An 18,216-nucleotide genomic window follows, 5' to 3' on the forward strand; every position below is an offset into this window, starting at 1 on the left:
TGTTGTGGTGAGCGGGCTTGCCCCACTCACCACAACAAGCCCGCGCCCCCATTTGATCTGTGGCGCCTGATAGACTCGACACACTTCTCCCATCGCGAGCCGTCCCCCATGCTCCACGTGTTATTCAGCGTCTACCTGAAAATGCTGGTGCTCTACAGCCCATTCTTCGTGCTGTCCTGCTTTATCAGCCTTACCCGTGGCTACTCCAGCAAAGAGCGGCGGCGGCTGGCGTGGAAGGTGGCGCTGGCGACCCTGGTTTCAAGCGTGTTGCTCTACCTGTTCGGCCGCGTAATTTTCAGCGTGTTTGGCATCACCGTCGACGCCTTCCGCATCGGCGCCGGCAGTGTGCTGTTCATCTCCGCCCTGGGCATGGCCCAGGGCAAGTCGGCGGTACAAACCGACAACGTGCAGCAAGACGTGACCATCGTGCCGCTGACCATTCCCCTCACCGTCGGCCCCGGCACCATCGGCGCACTGTTGGTGATGGGCGTGAGCCAGCCACACTGGGACGACAAGATCACTGCCATCCTCAGCATTGCCCTGGCCAGCCTTACGGTGGGCGTGGTGCTGTACCTGTCCAACCGTATCGAACGCATCCTCGGCGACCAGGGTTTGCAGATTGTCAGCCGTTTGATGGGACTGTTCGTGTGCGCCCTGGCCGCGCAAATCATCTTTACCGGCGTACGCGGCTACCTGGTGCCCTAAATCCGGTACTTGGCAATCGCCAGCTGCACCTTGTCCCCCGCACTCTCGCGCATCAGTTGCAGGGTCTTTTCGTTGACCACCGAGGTATTCAGCACCAGGCACGTCTGCCCGCTGAAGGCCTCGAACGAAGAACTGTCCCACTCCAGGAAGGGCAACCCCACCTGTTTGCTCACGCCATGGGTGCTGTAGGTCACCAGCACCATCATCAGCTCCCCGTCTGTTTCAGCACAGGAGGCCAGGCCGAAATCACCGCCCTGGTGCACGGCGCTGTTGCGTTTGAACAACTCGAAAGACGCCGGCGTCTGCTTCAATGCCTCCAACGCATCAGCCGCCAGCTTTGGCAGCAGGGTCAGCAGTGGCGCGGTCAACGACGTCGACGCCAGCAGGCCGGCGATGAGATTCAGCGCGGCCAATTGCACGGTCAGGCCCTTGCCCGAGCGTGACACCCGCTCGAAGCTGCTGCGTACCGGCAACCACCCCAGGCTGACCATCACCTTGATGAACTCGTCGTACCAATCCTCGGTACCCCGGTGCACGTTCAACACATCGCTGACATAGCTGCTGGCCAGCAGATAGCTTTTACGGATGTATTCGCGGTTCATGCCGGACAGGCCTTCGGCAAAGGAAATCACGCTGTTGTTGACCACCGCCGCGTTGAAGTCGTCTTCGGTGTCCAACGGCACAGCCTTCTGCGCGCCAGGCGCTCCCGGCAGTTTGTAGGCGGCAATCAACTTGCGCCTTTTTGTACTGTTGATCCGTCTGTGATGTCGCTCCATTTTGATTCTCCACAAGCACCCCAACTCGAGGCTTATAACCCACCCTAGTCCACTGCCCGACGGGTTTTCCAGACGATAAAAATCCCTTGGCGCCGCGTATCAAACCCTGGCGCCCAGCAATCACGCAGGGCGCCAGGCGAGCTTCCGGATTTCGTCGCAATAAAAAGAAAAAGCGCCGAACAACATCAGGAAAATCCCTGGGTCATTCGGCGCTTTCAGGCAGCCAACCGGTCGTTTTCAGGAGGCGGGTTTCTCGCCGTACCAGCGCGGCGTGTACACCCACTCACCGCCACCGGCACGGGGGAAGGTGCAGGTGGTGGAGGAGCCGATCAGCACCATGGTGCGCATGTCCACCTGCTCCGGCGTCAGTTGCCCAAGCGTGGTCACACGCAAGGTCTGCCCCGGGCGCCCGATATCGCGACCCAGCACCACCGGTGTTTGCGGCGTGCGATGCAGCGCGACGATTTCCAGGGCGCGCCCCAGTTGCCATGGCCGCGAACGCGAGATCGGGTTGTAGAACGCCAGGGCCAGGTCGGCCTGGGACGCGAGGTCCAGGCGCTTTTCGATAATCGACCAAGGCTTGAGGTTGTCCGACAGCGACATCACGCAAAAGTCATGGCCCAACGGAGCGCCCGCCTGGGCAGCCGTGGCCAGGGAGGCCGAGACACCGGGCAGGATTTGCAGGTCGACCTGATGCCACGCCGGGTCGTCGGACTCGTGCAAGGCCTCGATCACCGCAGCGGCCATGGCGAATACGCCAGGGTCGCCGGACGACACCACCACCACCGAGCGACCTTGGGCCGCCAGTTCGAAGGCATGGCGCGCGCGCTGCATTTCTTCGCGGTTATCGGTGCAATGCTGCACCTGATCATCGCGGAACGGCCCGGCCATGCGCACGTAGGTTTCGTAGCCGAGCACGTCGGTGCAACGTGCCAGTTCAGCCTTCACCGCAGGCACCATCAATTCGGCCGCACCAGGACCCAGGCCGATAACGGCGAGGCGGCCACGCAGACGTCCGACTTGCGACAGGTCCAACGGCTGCTCAGCGACATCGATCACGATATCGGCCTCTTGGCGGGTGCTGACAAACCGCAACGGTACGCCCAGCGCCAACGCCGCCTCATGCAGCGACGCTTCGGCCATCTGCGTATCACTGGCCAGCAGGCACGCCAGGGATTGCACGGCGATGCCGGCCTCATGCAATGCCGTGCGAACGCGCACTGCCAGGTGAGCACCGGGCTGGCAGGTCACGCTGACGTTCTTCGGGTAGATCAGCAATTCATTGGCGGCGGGTGTGCGCTCGGCACTGCCCACGTGAATCGCCAGGCGTGCCTGTTGATCCTGGGGCAGGTTGGCCTGGTCCAGCCATGGCGCCGCGCCTTCGATGCGCACGCTTTCGCCGGCCAGCAGGTCCGAGACGAAGCGCTTGCCCAGTTCCAGATCGGCCAACTCATAGCCCTTGGGCGGGTTGAGCAGGCAGGTGCCGAAACGCAGCTCGCCACTGGTGGTAATCGCAGCAGCCACGTCCAACGCAGCGGCAATCTCCCGCGCCATGACGTTCACGCCACCCAGCCCCCCCAGCAACGGCACCACCGCGCTGCCGTCTTCGGCCACGGCCAGCACGGCAGGCTCTTCGCCTTTTTCCAGCAACAGCGGCGCCAGGGTGCGGATCACGATGCCGGCGGCGCACAGCACGATCAGCGGCGTGCCCTGTTGATAGAGCTGGCGCAGGGTTGCGCCGAACTCGCTGTAAGCCTGGTCTGCGCCGTCGACGCGCCCGGCCAGGCCGTGAATCAGCGCACCGGGGTACACCTGCTGGATCTTGCGCGCAGTGGCCAGGCTACCCTGGCCGAGGATGACAATCGCCGGGCTCATCAACCTTGCCACCGTTCACCGGGCACGATGATCAGCGAGAAGTATGGCGAAGACATCGGCTCCACCTCGTCGAGCGGTACGATTTTCTGGTTGGCCATGGTCGCGCGCTCTACATACAACGCACGCTTGGCCAGGCCGAGCTCTTCCAGCACCTGGCGCACCTTGGGGAAGTTGCGGCCCAGCTTCATGATCACTGCTGCGTCGGCGTCCGCCAGGCGGCGCTTGAGGTCCTCATGGGGCAGCACGCCCGAGAGCACCGACAGGCTCTGGTTGCGATACACCAGCGGCGCGCCGAGCACCGAGGCACCGCCGAGCATCGAACACACACCTGGGATGACCTGGGCGTCGTAGCGCTCGGCGAGACGGTCGTGCAGGTACATGTAGGAGCCGTAGAAGAACGGGTCGCCTTCACAGATCACCGCCACATCGCGGCCGGCATCCAGGTGCGCGGCGACGTCAACACTGGCAGCATCGTAGAAATCGCTGATCACTTGCTCGTAGGACATCGGTGCCGGCAATACCTCGGTGGTCACTGGGTACACCAGCGGCATCAGGGTCTGTTGCGGCACCAGGTGGTCTTCGATGATGCCGAAGGCGTTGCCCTTCTTGCCCTTGGCCACGAAGTACGCCACCACCGGCGATTCGCGCAGCAGACGCAGGGCCTTGAGGGTAATCAGTTCCGGGTCACCGGGGCCCACGCCCAGGCCGATCAAACGTCCGCGAGCCTGCATTATTCGACCTCCGTGGCCAGGGCATTCACCGCGGCGGCGGCCATGGCACTGCCACCCAGGCGGCCCTGCATGATCACGAACGGCACGCCACGGCTGTCGGCGGCCAGCATCGCCTTGGACTCGGCGGCGCCGACGAAACCCACCGGGAAGCCGAGGATCAACGCCGGTTTCGGTGCGCCGGCGTCGAGCATTTCCAGCAGGTAGAACAAGGCGGTCGGCGCGTTGCCGATCACCACCACGCTGCCTTCGAGGTGCGGGCGCCACAGCTCCAGCGCGGCGGCGGAGCGGGTGTTGCCCAACGCCTGCGCCAATTGCGGCACGCTGTCGTCGCGCAAGGTGCAGATCACTTCATTGTTGGCTGGCAGGCGCGCGCGGGTCACGCCTTCGGAGACCATCCGCGCATCGCACAGAATCGGCGCGCCAGCGGCCAACGCATCGCGCCCGGCCTTGCCCGCACCTTCGGAGAACTGCAGGCCGTCGATGGCCTCGACCATGCCGCAGGCATGAATCACGCGCACCGCGAGTTTTTCCAGGTCGGCCGGAATGCGGTCCAACTTGGCTTCCGCGCGAATAATGGCGAAGGAGTTGCGGTAGATCTCCTGACCGTCGCGGATGTAATCAATCATCGGTGTTGCTCCGTGGGCGAGCGCGCAGCAAGGCGCCCGTCGCTTCAATAGAAAGGGTGCGCGCGTGCAGCCGGCCAAAACCTGGGTGGGCTGCATCGCGGAAATAGAGGTCGTAGTGACCGGGGCTCACTGCCAGCAAGGTCACCGGCGCAACGTGCGCAGCGGCGCAGGAACGTGGGCAGCCGGACAGGTGCACATCGACGCCTGGGTCCAGCGCGGCCAGTTGCTGGGCGTCCGCCTTGGTGTCGGCCAGGCCTTTGCCGCAGCCGCTGGAGCCCGTGCAGGCGGTCATGCGCGCCAGCGGTTGGTCGACCGAGCAGAGAAAGCCCAGTTGCGCCAGGCGCTCGGTCACGGCGTGAGGCTTTTCGACGTTGGGCAGCAGCACGCCCTGCCAAGGGGTGAAGCGCAACGTGCTGTCGCCGTACTCGCTGGCGAGTTGCGCGCCCCCCCTGAGCATCGTCGCGTCCAAGCGGCCCAAGGGGGCGACCGCAGCAACGTAAAACTGATTCTGTTGCGACTGTGGATAAGTCCCAAGGTGCATCAAAGCGCCGCTGGGCGGGCGCTTGAAGCCGTCAACCGGCAGTAGCTTCAGGTGCAGACGGCTCAGCAAGTTATCCACAGGCAGATGACGCATGCGGGTTTGTTCCGGGGTGGCGAGGTCAAGAAACGCCTCCAGCACCGCCACCACCAGCGCATGGCCCTGCGCCAACGGCACGGCCGCCAACGGTGCATCCAGCCCTGGGCAACCGGCCAGGCCAAACGCCAGGAGCGTCTCACCATCACGTACGAAGGCCGACAGCCACACGTCATGATGATGTTCGAGCATCGCCAGGGCTTCACCGCCATCCAGTTGCACCGCGAACTTGGCCGACAGCTCATGGAAACGCGGATGGGTTTGCAGGGTGGCGAGGATTTCATCGGCCAGCGGGCGGGTGTCGAACAGCATCTGCGGGTCGATGCCGGCGCTGGGGCTGAGCATCAAGTTGCGCACATCGTCACCGGCCGCGTTGCTGGGGCCCAGGCCTGCGGCCAGGAGCTTGGCGATCAAGGCGCCCTCTTCGGCGCCGATCCCGCGAACCTGCAGGTTCGCGCGGTTGGTCGCCTCGATCACCCCGCCCGCGTAAGCCTGGGCCGCGTCCGCCACCGCATGGGCTTGCTCGCTGGTGATCGAACCACCGGCCAGTTTGATCCGGCAAATCCCGCCATCCAACGCCTGGACGATACGCAGCAACCCCGGACAAGCCGAGGGGCGCAAGGTATTCACAGCGGGCGTTGGGTTCACGGGGCTACCGGTTCACAGGTAAAGGCGCGGTATTATGCCTGCTTTGTCCGGCGGCATGAAAAGCCTGCCCGTCGGATGTCGCTCAAGGAATCCATATGTCGCCCTGGCTGACGGTTGTAGGCATCGGTGAAGACGGCTTCAATGGGCTGGGCAGAAATGCCCGGCATGCCCTGTTGCGCGCCACGCGGATTATAGGGGGTCAGCGCCAGTTGGACCTGTTGCCGGTGTGTATTCGCGGCGAGCGGGAGTTATGGCCGAGCCCGTTTTCCCTGGAACCGGTGCTGGCGCGGCGCGGCGAGCCGGTGTGTGTGCTGGCCAGTGGGGACCCGATGTTCTATGGCGTGGGCGCGAGTCTGACACGGCAGGTGGCCGCTGAAGAGTTGCTGATCTTGCCCGCACCGTCGTCGGTCTCGTTGGCGGCAGCGCGGTTGGGCTGGCCGTTGCAGGAAGTGGTGACGCTGTCCGTGGTCGCCCGGCCGCTGGCGGCGCTGAATGCGCATCTGGCCAGTGGCGTGCGCTTGTTGGTGTTGAGCAATGACGGTCGCAGTCCGGCGTTGATTGCCGCATTGTTGGCTTCGTGCGGGTTTGGGCCGAGCCGCTTGAGCGTGTTTGAACATTTGGGTGGCGCGGACGAGCGGCGCATCGACGGGCTGGCTGTTGATTGGCAGCACGCGCCAATCGCCGATTTGAATCTGGTTGCCATCGACTGCATGTCTGACCCGCAGGCCGTGCGCCTGTCACGTCTAGCTGGCCTGCCCGATTCGGCGTTCAGACACGACGGTCAACTGACCAAACGCGACGTGCGCGCCATGACCCTCGCCCGCCTCGCGCCGATGCCTGGCGAACTGCTGTGGGACGTGGGCGCGGGCAGTGGCTCCATTGGTATTGAATGGATGCGCGCTCATCCGAGTTGCCGAGCGCTGGCGATTGAAGCGGATGAAGGTCGCCAAGGCCTGATCGAACACAACCGCGACGCCCTGGGCGTGCCTGGCCTGCAACTGGTTCGCGGCAAAGCGCCCGAGGCTTTAAGCGGCCTGGAGGCACCGGACGCCATCTTCATCGGCGGCGGCGTCACCCGCGACGGCGTGCTCGAGACCTGCTGGCAACATCTACGCCCCGGTGGCCGCCTGGTCGCCAATGCGGTGACCCTGCAAAGTGAAATGACCTTGATGAACTGGCGTGCGCAACATGGCGGCGAGTTGACCCGCGTCCATGTGGCGCAGGCCCAGCCGCTGGGGGAATTCGATACCTGGCGCCAGGCGTTGCCGATTACCTTGCTGGAAGTGGTCAAGCCGCTATGAAACGCATCTTGCTGTTGGGCGGTGTGACTGAAGCGCTGGCCATTGCCCGTACGTTGGGCCCGGAACATATCTACAGTTTGGCCGGTGTTGGGCGCGTGCCGACTGACCTGGCGTGCCAGGTGCGAGTGGGCGGCTACGGCGGGGCCGAGGGCTTGGCGCAGTTTGTTCGGGATGAGGGGGTTGGCCTGATTCTCGACGCGACCCATCCGTACGCGGCGCAGATCAGCCGAAATGCGGCCGAGGCTGCGCAGTTGAGCGGCGTGCCTTGCTGGGCCTTGCGCCGACCGGCGTGGCAGCCGCAGACGGGAGATGATTGGCGCGAGGTCAGTGATTGGGCCTCGTTGATTGAAGCGCTTAAACCCTTCAAGCGTCCGCTGTTCACGCTTGGCCGCGAGCCGTTGCAGCACATTGATGAAATCCCGCCGGAGCAGTTCTGGACACTGCGCGCGTTGGATGTGTATCCGGGGAGCGAGCGCTGTGAAGTGATCGGCGCGCGTGGGCCGTTCTTGATCGAAGATGAGCGTGCGTTGTTCGCACGGCGTGGCATTGATGTGTTGATCAGCAAGAACAGCGGCAGCACCGCGACGGAGCCGAAGCTGGAAGTGGCAAGGGAGCTTGGGGTGCCGGTGTTGGTGTTGGAGCGGCCGGTGTTGGCAGCCGTAGATCAAGAATTCACCAGCGTGGCCGCGGTGCTGCAGACAATCACCGTTTTCTGAACGACGACTATCCCCTGTGGGAGCGGGCTTGCTCGCTCCCACATTTAGCACCGCGTTGTCCTTGATATCGGCAACCTCTCAGTTCCCGTCTATCCTCAACCACTGGCACTGCGACACCAAACCACATGCCCTGTTTTTACTTATCCCCTACGATCAGGCTAAATACCCCCCTGATCGTTTAACCCTACGGATTGTCCGCCATGGCCCGTCAACGTTTCGCAATCGCCTGGATCGCCTGCCTCGCAGTGCTGTTCAACGCCTTTGCCATGCCGATGGCCAGTGCGATGCAACAGTCCCAGGACCCGGTGCAGCAGTTGCTGTGGGGCAGTTTCTGTTCCTCCAATGGCGTCACGCTCAAGACCATCGCCCTGGGCCAGCTGGAGATTCCGGCGCCGCAGCAGGACGATCACTCCACCATGCAGCATTGCTGGTGCTGCTCGGGCTCGGCGCCGTTGGTGGCGTTGCCGCGGCATGTGCCGCAGTTGTATGTGACGCGGTTCGACGCGTTCCAGCACCTGACGCCGTCTGCGCTCCAGCAACCTACCCCGCGCCAGCAATGGCCAAGTCTCAACCCCCGCGCCTCTCCAACGGTCTGATTTTCTTCGCAAGTGAACTGCGTTTAGAACCGTTCTGGAGAACTGCCATGCTCAAATCTTCCCTGCTTCTGGCTGCGTTGCTGCTGCCGGTGTTCAGTGCTGCCAATGCCGAGGACTACAAGTCCGGTGACCTAGTGGTCAGCGAACCATGGTCCCAGGAGTTGCCGCCGAATGCGCCGACTGTCGCTGCCTATTTTGTGATTCATAACACCGGCGAATCCCCGGACCGCCTGCTCAGCGTCGAAACGCCAGTGGCGGAAAAGGCCGAGCTGCATGAACACGTCATGCAGGGCGACTTGATGAAGATGCAGCAAGTGCCCAGCGTCGCCGTACCGGCCAAGGGTGACCTGACCTTCGCGCCCATGGCCTACCACGTGATGCTGCTCGGCCTCAAAGACCGCAGCCTGTTGGCCGACGGCAAGCAATTCCCGCTGACCCTGACCTTCGAGAAAGCCGGCAAGGTCGAGGTGGAAGTCAGCGTGCAAAAAACGCCGCCAATGGCCACCCACGAGCATAAGCACGCCCAGTAGGTAGACTCCCGATGGGCGCCCCTCGCGCCAGGTTATCTCCATACTCCCGCCTGAGAAGCGGCAGTTGGATCAGCCTGTTCGCCATGCTGATGATTTTTATCGGTCCGCTGATTTCCCAAGCGATGCCGATGGATCATCACGCCGGTATGTCCATGTCCATGGACATGCCGATGGAGCACGGCGCAACCCATCACAAGCAAGCCCCTGACGAACACCACGCCCTCTGGTCCAAGTGCGGCTATTGTGACCTGCTCTATAGCTGCCCAGCCCTGCCCGGCGGCATTTCAACCTTTACCCTGGGCAGCCCGCCACCGGCCAACGCCCTCACCCCCGCCACGCGCCTGGGCCATGCCCGGCAAAGCATCTTCCCCGGCGCCCGCAGCCGCGCCCCGCCCATCGCCTCGTAAGCACTTCACACCGTTACTTCACCCCGGCCGACTTTAGACAGACAGCCGCAGGCTGCTGGCCGTGTTGTTTACGAATGATTGATGGAATTTGTCATGTCCAGGTTTTCTGTTGACACCCGTTTGGGATGTACTCCCGTGTTCGCCGTTCTGTGCGGCGCACTGCTGGCTCCATTGGCTCACGCCGACGAAAATGAATTGAGCCCCACCGTCATTACCGCGATCGCCCCCAGCTCACCGCTGACCGTGATCACCAACCCGAAAGACCCGCGCCAACCGGTGCCCGCCAGCGATGGTGGCGATTATCTCAAGACCATCCCCGGCTTCGCCCTGGTGCGTAACGGCGGCACCAATGGCGACCCGGTGCTGCGTGGCATGTTCGGCTCGCGCCTGAATATCCTCACCAATGGCAGCATGATGCTCGGTGCCTGCCCTGGCCGCATGGACGCCCCCACCTCCTACATCTCGCCGGAAACCTACGACAAGCTCACCGTGATCAAAGGCCCGCAAACCGTGCTGTGGGGCCCCGGCGCGTCGGCCGGCACCGTCCTGTTCGAGCGCGAGCCGGAGCAGTTCGGCGAGCTGGGCACGCGGCTCAACGCCAGTGTGCTGGCCGGCTCCAACGGGCGTTTCGACAAAGTCATTGATGCCGCCGCCGGCGGGCCGCTGGGATACGTGCGGGTGATCGGCAACCAGGCCCATGCCGATGACTACAAGGACGGCAATCACGACACGGTTGCCTCGCGCTACGACAAGTGGAATGGCGATGTGGCGATCGGCTTCACCCCCGACGCCGACACCCTGCTGGAACTCACTGCCGGCCGTGGCGATGGCGAAGCGCGATACGCCGGGCGCGGCATGGATGGTTCGCAGTTCCTGCGCGAAAGCCTGGGGCTGCGTTTCGAAAAATCCAACATTGGCGAAGTCCTCGACAAGGTCGAAGCCCAGGTCTACTACAACTACGCCGACCATGTGATGGACAACTACAGCCTGCGCACGCCCTCGGGCACCGGGATGATGGCCGGGCCGATGGCCTCCAACGTCGACCGCCGCACCCTCGGCGCGCGCATCAAGGCCACCTGGCGCTGGGCCGATGTGCAGTTGATCAGCGGCCTGGATGCGCAGACCAACGAACACCGCCAGCGCAGCAGCATGGGCATCGATACCTACAAGGACCTGCCACGGGTCAAGGACGCCAACTTCCACAACTATGGTGTGTTTGGCGAAATGACCTGGTACGCCGCCGACCGCGAACGGCTGATCACTGGCGCGCGCCTGGACCGCGCCTCGGCCAAGGATTTCCGGCAGAGCACCGGTTCCGGCATGATGACACGTCCCAATCCGACGGCTGACAACACCCGCGCGGACACCTTGCCCTCGGGCTTCGTGCGTTATGAACACGACCTGGCCGACAGCCCCACCACCCTCTATGCAGGCCTGGGCCATTCGGAACGTTTCCCCGACTACTGGGAGCTGTTTTCGCCCAACACCGGCGCGGCCGGCTCGGTGAATGCCTTCGATGGCGTGAAGCCGGAGAAAACCACCCAGCTCGATTTCGGCGCGCAGTACAAAGCCGAAAACATGGAAGCCTGGGCTTCGGGTTACATCGGTCGGGTGCAGGACTTCATCCTGTTCGACTACCGGCCCGGAATGATGGGCACCACCTCCCAGGCCCGCAACGTCGACGCCCGCATCATGGGCGGCGAACTGGGCGCAGCGTACAAACTGACAAGCAACTGGAAGGCCGACGCCACCCTCGCCTACGCCTGGGGCAAGAACAGCAGCGACGGCAAGGCCCTGCCGCAAATGCCGCCACTGGATGCACGTTTCGGCCTCACCTACAGCGAAGACGACTGGAGTGCCGGCGCACTGTGGCGTGTGGTCGCCGCACAAAACCGCATCGACCAGAACAAAGGCAACGTGGTCGGCAAGGACTTCGACAAGAGCGGCGGTTTTGGCGTGTTCTCGCTGAATGCGGCGTACCGCATCAACAAACACTTCAAGGTCAGCACCGGTGTCGACAACCTGTTTGGCAAAGCCTACGCCGAGCACCTGAACCTGGCCGGCAACGCCGGGTTCGGTTACCCGGCCAATGACCCGCAGGCCATCAAGGAGCCGGGCCGGACCCTTTGGACCAAAGTCGACATGAGCTTCTGACGCCCCCCTGTAGGAGCCGGCTTGCCGGCGATGGCGTCGGTTAGATCGCCCTCGCCGGCAAGCCGGTTCCTACAGGTCCTGACCGGATAAATAACAAGCCTTGCGGAGCACCTGATGAGCACTCAAAAAATATCCTTCTACAACCTGGCCTGGCGCTGGCACTTCTACGCCGGGCTCTTCGTCGCCCCTTTCATGGTGCTGCTGGCCCTGACCGGCATCATCTACCTGTTCAAACCCCAGCTCGACCCGCTGATGTACGGCGACCTGCTCAAGGTCCAGACCGCCGAGCACGCCCTGAGCGCCGACGAGCAACTGCAACGCGCCCAGGCGGCCTACCCCAAGGCTGCCATCAGCAAGTACTTGCCGCCGGCCGACGCCACCAGCAGTGCACAGTTTGTGATGCACAACGACGGGCGCGAAGTGACGGTGTTCGTCGATCCCTACCGCGGCACAGTACTCGGCGAACAGGACGCCAAATACAACCTGCAAGCCATCGCCCGTGCGCTGCACGGGGAGTTGATGATTGGCACCGTCGGCGATCGGCTGGTGGAACTCGCCGCCGGTTGGGGCGTGATGCTGGTGGTGTCGGGCCTCTACCTGTGGTGGCCGCGCGGCAAATCCTCGGCGGGCGTGCTGTGGCCAAGAGTCAGCAGCCGTGGCCGGGTGTTCTGGCGTGACCTGCACGCGGTCACTGGCTTCTGGGGCGCATCTCTGCTGCTGGTGATGCTGCTCAGTGGCATGACCTGGACCGGCTTCTGGGGCAAGCAGTACGCCGACTTGTGGAACACCTTCCCGGCGGCGATGTGGAACCAGGTGCCACAGTCGGACCAGCAGGCGCGGGTGCTCAACACCGCAGCCCAGCAGACGGTGCCCTGGGCCATGGAAAACACGCCAATGCCAATGTCTGGCGACCATGCCGAGCACATGAATCACGGCGCGATGCATTCAGCGCCAGCCGCGCCGACCTTGCGCCTGCAACAGGTGGTCGAGCTGGCCAACGCGCGCAAGGTCGAGCCTGGCTACAGCATCACCTTTCCCACCACCGCAGAAGGTGTGTTCACCATCGCGGTGTTCGCCAACGACCCGCGCAACGACGCCACCCTGCACGTGGACCAGTACACCGGCAAGGTGCTGGCCGATGTGCGCTGGGAGCACTACAACCTCGTGGCACGGGCCACCGAAACCGGCGTGATGCTGCACGAAGGCAAGATGTTCGGCTGGGTCAATCAACTGATCGTGCTGCTGATCTGCCTGATGATTCTGCTCAGTGCCGTCAGTGGCCTGGTGATCTGGTGGAAGCGGCGGCCAGCGGGTGGCTTGGGTGTTCCGCCGATACGCCACGACTTGCCCAAGTGGAAGACCGCGATGGTGATCATGCTGGGCCTGGCGATCATTTTCCCACTGGTTGGCACGTCGTTGATCGTGGTGTGGGCGCTGGATCGCCTGGTAGTGTCGCGGCTGTTTGCGCAACGTGAATCTGCCTCAGGTTCGACATGAAGTCGGCGAGATGCCCTACATAGAGGCGTTATGTAGTCTTACGCGGGCTTTCGCCCACGACGTAGGAAGTGTTAACTTATAACACTTACTGCATACCTCAGCTCGCCGCGCCCAGCGGCGAGCGCTGCCTCGAAGAAGCGATTTTCCGTCCGATGAACAAGTACCTCGCGTCCGGCCTGTGCCTGCTCGCCCTGCATCACAGCGCCCAGGCCCTGACCCTGCCCGCCAGCCCCGTCACGGCACCCGCCGTGGACGACGAACACGTCGACCTAAAGACCCCGACCACCGCCGGTTCGCGCCTGAACCTTGCGGCCTTGCAAACCCCCGGCAGTGTCGAGAGCCAGACCGGCGCGCAGATCCGTGCACGCAGCGACGTGAGTGTGCAGGACGCGATTTCCCGCGCCACCGGCATCAGCCGCACCGGTTCGCCGGGTGACGGAGGTACGTCGTTGTCGGCCCGTGGGTTCACCGGGCAGGGCTCGGTGATGCAGTTGTACGATGGCAACCGCATGTACATGGGCATGGGGACATCGACGTTCCCGGTTGACACCTGGTCGGTGGAACGCGTCGACGTGCTGCGCGGCCCGGCCTCGGTGCTGTACGGCGAAGGGGCTACTGGCGCGGTGATCAATACCGTGCCGAAAAAGCCGTTTGAAGGCGAGATCGAAAACCACATCCGCCTGAGCTACGGCTCCAATGACCGCCAGCAAGAAGCCCTGGACAGCGGAGGCTCGCTGACCGACACCCTGAGCTATCGCCTGAACCTCAATCGCCTGCGCAGCAATGGTTTCATCGACCATGGCGACTCCAGCAGCGACTTCGTCAGCGGCGCCCTGCGCTGGCAGGCGGCAGACAACCTGAGCTTTACCCTGGCCAGCGACTATGGCGACCAGCGCCCGCAAAATTACTTCGGCACCCCGTTGATCAAAGGCCAGTTGCACAAAGGCCTGCGCGACAAAAACTACAACGTCAGTGACGACATCCAGCACTACAACGACCAGTGGACGCGCCTGACCAGCGAGTGGCAGATCAACGACAGCGTCAGTGCCACCAACGAGTTGTTCTACCTGAAAAACCAGCGGCGCTGGCAGAACGCCGAGAACTATAACTTCACCAATGGGCAACTCACCCGCAGCGGCAACTTCGGCATCAAGCACAACCAGGAACAGGTGGGCGACCGCCAGACCTTCACCTTCAAGCACACCCTGTTCGGCCTCGACAGCCAAACCGTGACCGGCGTGGAGTACAACCGCATTCGCTTCCGCCTGGCCAGCAACTCGCCGTTCGAGGATGTGCTGCCGGATGGGCAACCGATCGATATCAATCACCCGGCGCCCGCCGCATTCGATAGCCAGAGTGCGTTCAGCCCGCTGTTCTCCACCACCACCAAAACCGTTGCCGGCTTCGCGGAAAACCGCCTGCAACTGACCGACCAACTGTCGTTGATCACCGGCATCCGCCGCGACTACGCCCACGTCGACCGCGATGACCTGCGCACCGGCAGCCAGTCCGACAAGACCCTCACCGGCAATAACTGGAAGGCCGGCCTGGTCTATGCGATCACGCCGGACACCTCGGTGTACGGCCAGTACGCGACCAGCACCGATGGCGTCGGCGGCCTGATTTCCCTGAGCTCGAGCCAGCAACAGTTTGACCTGTCGACCGCCAGGCAAACCGAGATCGGCATCAAGCAGGCCTTCTGGGACCAGCGTGGCGAATGGACGCTGGCGGCATATCACATCGTCAAGAAGAAACTGCTCACCGACGTACCGGGCGACCCGGACCTCAAGCAGCAAGTCGGCCAACAATCGTCACGCGGCCTGGAGGCCAGCCTCGACCTGCAACTGCCACACGCCTGGCAGTTGCAGGCCAACGCGGCCATCGTCCACGCGCAATATGACGACTTCACGCAGGACGTTGGCGGCGTGCAAGTGTCCCGCGACGGCAACCGCCCGGTGGACGTACCGCGCCGCACAGCCAACCTGTGGCTGAGCAAGGCCGTGACCGACGACATTCGCGCCGGTGCCGGCGTGCGTTACGTCGACGCACGGTATGCCGACATGGCCAACCAGAACGCGCTGCCAAGCTACACCGTGGTCGATGCCACTGTGTCGTGGAAAGCCATGCGCAACACCACCCTGGGCCTGCAGTTGAACAACCTGTTCGACCGCACCTATGCCGTCAGCCAGTACAACGACGGCCAGCAGTGGATCCTGGGTGAACCGCGCTCATTCTTCGTCACGGCGGACTACACCTTCTGATGAGCTCACTCACCCTCACCGACCTGGCCTGGACCCCTCCGGAGCATGAACACTGCCATCACCGGTTCCAACTGTGTGACGCCAGCCTGCAGGTCGGTGCCGGGGAGTTCGTCGGGCTGATCGGGCCCAATGGCAGCGGCAAGACCAGCCTGTTGCGCTGCGCCTACCGGTTCAGCAAACCGGCGCAGGGCGACGTGCTGCTCGAACACCAGAATGTGTGGAAACAAAGCGCGAAATGGTGCGCGCAACGGGTTGCCGTGGTGCTGCAGGAGTTTCCCGATGCCTTCGGCCTGCGGGTGGATGAAGTGGTCGCCATGGGCCGCACACCCCACAAGGGTTTGTTTGATGGCGACACACTGCAGGACCGGCAATTGGTCCAGCAAGCGCTGGTGTCGGTGGGCATGCAGGGGTTCGAAGACCATGGGTTCGCCACCCTGTCGGGCGGTGAAAAACAGCGTGTGATCCTCGCCCGCGCCCTGGCCCAGCAACCGCAACTGCTGATCCTCGACGAGCCCACCAACCACCTCGACCCACGCTATCAGTTGGAGTTGCTGCGACTGGTCAAGCGCCTGAACATCGGCACCCTGGCGAGTATCCACGACCTCAACCTGGCGGCTGCATTCTGTGACCGCCTGTACGTGATCAACCACGGGCGCATCGTCGCCAGCGGCACGCCGCATCAAGTGCTCACGGCCGCCTTGCTGCGCGACGTGTTTGGCGTCGAAGCGCTGATCGACACTCACCCCTTGTCCGGCTACCCCCGAATCACCTGGATAACCCAACCATGATCCTGCGCCCCCTGCTTGCCGTTGCCTTGCTGTTCAGTGCCGCCGAGGCGTTTGCCGAAGCCACCCATTACCCGGTCACCGTCAAGAGCTGCAACCGCGACGTGACCTTCCAGGAAGCCCCGAAACACGCGGTCAGCCACGACATCAACATGACCCAAATGATGCTCGCCCTGGGCCTCAAGCCGCACATGGCCGGCTACAGCGGCGTCACCGGCTGGAAGTCGGTGACCCCGGAAATGGCACACCTGCTCGAGGGTTTGCCGGAGCTGGCGAGCAAGTACCCGTCGGTGGAAACCCTGCTCAACGCCAATGTGGATTTCTTCTTCGCCGGTTGGGATTACGGCATGCGCGTGGGCGGCGACCTGACCCCGCAAACCCTGCAACCCCTGGGCATCAACGTGTATGAGTTGACCGAGTCGTGCGCCTTCGTGATGAAGCGCCCGGCTGCCACCCTGGACGACACCTATAACGACCTGCGCAACCTGGGCAAAATCTTTGACGTGCAGGACCGCGCCACTGCCTTGATCGCGCAGATGCAGGCACAGGTCGCCGAGGTGCAAAAGGACCTGCCGGCCGAGAAACCGCGGGTGTTCCTCTATGACAGCGGCGAAGACCGCGCCATGACCTCCGGCCGCCTTGGTATGCCCCAGGCACTGATCACGGCGGCCGGTGGGCGTAATATCCTCGATGACATCGACGCCAGCTGGACCCGGGTCAACTGGGAGACCGTGGTGGAGCGCAACCCGCAGGTGATTGTGATCGTCGACTACAGCGAAATCACCGCCGAGCAGAAGCAGGCGTTCCTGATGAATAACCCCGCGCTGCAAGCGGTGGACGCCATCAAGAACCAGCGCTTTATCGTGATCCCGTACGTACAGGCGACGCCAGGCATCGATAACGTACTGGCGGTAGAAACCCTGGCCAAGGGGTTCCACGGCGAATGATCACCCGTCGCTACGCCTGGTTGCTTGCCGCGCTTGCGCTGGTGTTGCTGGTGTCCTGCGTGACGTCCCTGGGCTTCGGCCCGGCGCGTGTGCCAGTGGACGTGGTGTGGCGAATCGTGGTGCACAAGGCCTTTGGCATCGGCGAGGTGAACTGGCCGGCCGGGCAGGCGCATATCGTCTGGCTGATCCGTGTGCCGCGCCTGTTGCTCGGCGCGTTGGTGGGCGCCGGCTTGGCGTTGATCGGTGCGGTGTTGCAGGCAGTAACGCGTAATCCGCTGGCCGACCCGCACCTGCTGGGCGTCACGTCGGGCGCCACCCTCGGCGCAGTGATCGTGGTGTTGCACGTGGGCGAAATAGTCGGGCTGCTGACCCTGCCGATCGCCGCCTTTGTCGGCGCGCTGCTGAGCATGCTGGTGGTGCTGGCGGTGGCCAGTCGCAACGGGCGACTGGACAGCGACCGCCTGCTGCTGTGTGGCGTGGCAGTGTCGTTCGTGATGATGGCGGCGGCCAACCTGTTGCTGTTCATGGGCGACCATCGCGCGGCGTCGGCGGTGATGTTCTGGATGCTTGGCGGCCTCGGCCTGGCGCGGTGGGAGCTGTTGGCAATCCCCACGGCCACGGTGCTGCTGGGGCTGCTGGTACTGCTGGGCATGGCGCGGCCTTTGAACGCGCTGATGGCCGGTGAACAGACCGCCGTGACGCTGGGCCTGAATGCGCGCAACGTGCGGCTGAAGGTATTCCTGGTGGCCTCGCTGATGACCGGCGTGCTGGTGTCCATCAGCGGCTCCATCGGCTTTGTCGGGCTGATGGTGCCGCACATTGCCCGGCGCCTTGTCGGTGCCGAGCATCGTCGCCTATTGCCGGTGTGTGCCCTGCTCGGCAGCCTGTTCCTGGTGTGGGTCGACGTCGCCGCACGCACCTTGATCGCCCCGGAAGACTTGCCGATTGGCGTGGCCACCGCGGCGATTGGCGGGCTGTTTTTTATCGGGTTGATGCGCCGGCGCTGATCAAAATGAGGCGTTTCAGG

17 protein-coding genes are annotated in these 18,216 nt (G+C 63.6%); 12 read left to right on the top strand and 5 right to left on the bottom strand.

The annotated features are described in order from the left end of the window. The first annotated feature begins 108 nt into the window (after positions 1-108). Entirely contained in the window at positions 109-705 is a 597-nt protein-coding gene (locus AC0IYN_RS07420) for a MarC family protein (protein WP_003217330.1), read from the top strand. Here AC0IYN_RS07420 and AC0IYN_RS07425 read toward each other — a convergent pair. The 5 genes from AC0IYN_RS07425 to cobG all read right to left on the bottom strand — a co-directional run bounded on the left by AC0IYN_RS07425 (position 702) and on the right by cobG (position 5,995). Then, a complete protein-coding gene (locus AC0IYN_RS07425) occupies positions 702-1,481 on the bottom strand; it encodes a hypothetical protein (protein WP_457248212.1) in 780 nt (259 codons plus the stop codon). The genes AC0IYN_RS07420 and AC0IYN_RS07425 overlap by 4 nt on opposite strands. Positions 1,482-1,718: 237 nt before the next feature. Further along, positions 1,719-3,356, bottom strand: coding sequence for a precorrin-3B C(17)-methyltransferase (cobJ, locus tag AC0IYN_RS07430; RefSeq protein WP_457267678.1), 1,638 nt, complete (start codon positions 3,354-3,356; stop codon positions 1,719-1,721). After that, positions 3,356-4,087 (bottom strand): precorrin-2 C(20)-methyltransferase, encoded by a 732-nt coding sequence (locus AC0IYN_RS07435; RefSeq protein ID WP_406599273.1) that lies wholly within the window; start codon positions 4,085-4,087, stop codon positions 3,356-3,358. Before AC0IYN_RS07435 ends, cobJ begins: the two co-directional genes overlap by 1 nt. Then, positions 4,087-4,713, bottom strand: coding sequence for a precorrin-8X methylmutase (locus tag AC0IYN_RS07440; RefSeq protein ID WP_406599274.1), 627 nt, complete (start codon positions 4,711-4,713; stop codon positions 4,087-4,089). The genes AC0IYN_RS07435 and AC0IYN_RS07440 overlap by 1 nt, the downstream gene beginning before the upstream one ends. Next, positions 4,706-5,995, bottom strand: a complete 1,290-nt coding sequence (cobG, locus tag AC0IYN_RS07445) for a precorrin-3B synthase (RefSeq protein ID WP_457248209.1) — start codon at positions 5,993-5,995, stop codon at positions 4,706-4,708. The genes AC0IYN_RS07440 and cobG overlap by 8 nt, the downstream gene beginning before the upstream one ends. Before the next feature lie 95 nt (positions 5,996-6,090). On the opposite strand from cobG, the gene cbiE reads away from it, so the two are divergent. The 11 genes from cbiE (at position 6,091) to AC0IYN_RS07500 (ending at position 18,196) form a co-directional block, all read left to right on the top strand. After that, complete coding sequence (gene cbiE, locus AC0IYN_RS07450; RefSeq protein WP_471840943.1) at positions 6,091-7,296, top strand: precorrin-6y C5,15-methyltransferase (decarboxylating) subunit CbiE; 1,206 nt, start codon at positions 6,091-6,093, stop codon at positions 7,294-7,296. Further along, on the top strand, positions 7,293-8,012 hold the full coding sequence (locus AC0IYN_RS07455) for a cobalt-precorrin-6A reductase (RefSeq protein ID WP_471840944.1): 720 nt from the start codon (positions 7,293-7,295) through the stop codon (positions 8,010-8,012). The genes cbiE and AC0IYN_RS07455 overlap by 4 nt, the downstream gene beginning before the upstream one ends. 200 nt (positions 8,013-8,212) lie before the next feature. Continuing rightward, positions 8,213-8,608: a DUF2946 domain-containing protein gene (locus AC0IYN_RS07460; protein WP_457239017.1), complete on the top strand. Its 396-nt coding sequence runs from the start codon at positions 8,213-8,215 to the stop codon at positions 8,606-8,608. Between the two features lie 47 nt (positions 8,609-8,655). After that, positions 8,656-9,138 carry a copper chaperone PCu(A)C gene (locus AC0IYN_RS07465; protein WP_457239018.1) on the top strand — a complete coding sequence of 161 codons (483 nt, stop codon included), beginning with the start codon at positions 8,656-8,658 and terminating at the stop codon, positions 9,136-9,138. 11 nt (positions 9,139-9,149) lie between these two features. After that, positions 9,150-9,545 carry a DUF2946 domain-containing protein gene (locus tag AC0IYN_RS07470; RefSeq protein ID WP_457239019.1) on the top strand — a complete coding sequence of 132 codons (396 nt, stop codon included), beginning with the start codon at positions 9,150-9,152 and terminating at the stop codon, positions 9,543-9,545. A gap of 93 nt (positions 9,546-9,638) precedes the next feature. Beyond that, positions 9,639-11,699, top strand: a complete 2,061-nt coding sequence (locus AC0IYN_RS07475; protein WP_471840947.1) for a TonB-dependent copper receptor — start codon at positions 9,639-9,641, stop codon at positions 11,697-11,699. 114 nt (positions 11,700-11,813) lie between these two features. After that, entirely contained in the window at positions 11,814-13,196 is a 1,383-nt protein-coding gene (locus AC0IYN_RS07480; RefSeq protein WP_471840949.1) for a PepSY-associated TM helix domain-containing protein, read from the top strand. 152 nt (positions 13,197-13,348) lie between these two features. Continuing rightward, positions 13,349-15,457 carry a TonB-dependent receptor gene (locus AC0IYN_RS07485; protein ID WP_471844755.1) on the top strand — a complete coding sequence of 703 codons (2,109 nt, stop codon included), beginning with the start codon at positions 13,349-13,351 and terminating at the stop codon, positions 15,455-15,457. Beyond that, positions 15,457-16,245, top strand: coding sequence for an ABC transporter ATP-binding protein (locus AC0IYN_RS07490; RefSeq protein ID WP_471840951.1), 789 nt, complete (start codon positions 15,457-15,459; stop codon positions 16,243-16,245). The genes AC0IYN_RS07485 and AC0IYN_RS07490 overlap by 1 nt, the downstream gene beginning before the upstream one ends. Then, on the top strand, positions 16,242-17,189 hold the full coding sequence (locus tag AC0IYN_RS07495) for an ABC transporter substrate-binding protein (protein ID WP_406599918.1): 948 nt from the start codon (positions 16,242-16,244) through the stop codon (positions 17,187-17,189). The genes AC0IYN_RS07490 and AC0IYN_RS07495 overlap by 4 nt, the downstream gene beginning before the upstream one ends. Beyond that, complete coding sequence (locus tag AC0IYN_RS07500; RefSeq protein ID WP_368983171.1) at positions 17,186-18,196, top strand: FecCD family ABC transporter permease; 1,011 nt, start codon at positions 17,186-17,188, stop codon at positions 18,194-18,196. Before AC0IYN_RS07495 ends, AC0IYN_RS07500 begins: the two co-directional genes overlap by 4 nt. Positions 18,197-18,216 lie beyond the last annotated feature (20 nt).

Source organism: Pseudomonas sp. AC112, from assembly GCF_979253545.1.

Excerpts from the sequence above, each read along its gene's own strand:
- AC0IYN_RS07440 (WP_406599274.1), bottom strand. The coding sequence starts at position 4,713 with ATGATTGATTACATCCGCGACGGTCAGGAGATCTACCGCAACTCCTTC.
- AC0IYN_RS07490 (WP_471840951.1), top strand. The coding sequence starts at position 15,457 with ATGAGCTCACTCACCCTCACCGACCTGGCCTGGACCCCTCCGGAGCAT.
- cbiE (WP_471840943.1), top strand. The coding sequence starts at position 6,091 with ATGTCGCCCTGGCTGACGGTTGTAGGCATCGGTGAAGACGGCTTCAAT.
- AC0IYN_RS07485 (WP_471844755.1), top strand. The coding sequence starts at position 13,349 with ATGAACAAGTACCTCGCGTCCGGCCTGTGCCTGCTCGCCCTGCATCAC.
- AC0IYN_RS07500 (WP_368983171.1), top strand. The coding sequence starts at position 17,186 with ATGATCACCCGTCGCTACGCCTGGTTGCTTGCCGCGCTTGCGCTGGTG.
- cobJ (WP_457267678.1), bottom strand. The coding sequence starts at position 3,356 with ATGAGCCCGGCGATTGTCATCCTCGGCCAGGGTAGCCTGGCCACTGCG.
- AC0IYN_RS07420 (WP_003217330.1), top strand. The coding sequence starts at position 109 with ATGCTCCACGTGTTATTCAGCGTCTACCTGAAAATGCTGGTGCTCTAC.
- AC0IYN_RS07435 (WP_406599273.1), bottom strand. The coding sequence starts at position 4,087 with ATGCAGGCTCGCGGACGTTTGATCGGCCTGGGCGTGGGCCCCGGTGAC.
- AC0IYN_RS07425 (WP_457248212.1), bottom strand. The coding sequence starts at position 1,481 with ATGGAGCGACATCACAGACGGATCAACAGTACAAAAAGGCGCAAGTTG.
- AC0IYN_RS07460 (WP_457239017.1), top strand. The coding sequence starts at position 8,213 with ATGGCCCGTCAACGTTTCGCAATCGCCTGGATCGCCTGCCTCGCAGTG.
- AC0IYN_RS07480 (WP_471840949.1), top strand. The coding sequence starts at position 11,814 with ATGAGCACTCAAAAAATATCCTTCTACAACCTGGCCTGGCGCTGGCAC.
- AC0IYN_RS07495 (WP_406599918.1), top strand. The coding sequence starts at position 16,242 with ATGATCCTGCGCCCCCTGCTTGCCGTTGCCTTGCTGTTCAGTGCCGCC.
- AC0IYN_RS07475 (WP_471840947.1), top strand. The coding sequence starts at position 9,639 with ATGTCCAGGTTTTCTGTTGACACCCGTTTGGGATGTACTCCCGTGTTC.
- AC0IYN_RS07470 (WP_457239019.1), top strand. The coding sequence starts at position 9,150 with ATGGGCGCCCCTCGCGCCAGGTTATCTCCATACTCCCGCCTGAGAAGC.
- AC0IYN_RS07465 (WP_457239018.1), top strand. The coding sequence starts at position 8,656 with ATGCTCAAATCTTCCCTGCTTCTGGCTGCGTTGCTGCTGCCGGTGTTC.
- AC0IYN_RS07455 (WP_471840944.1), top strand. The coding sequence starts at position 7,293 with ATGAAACGCATCTTGCTGTTGGGCGGTGTGACTGAAGCGCTGGCCATT.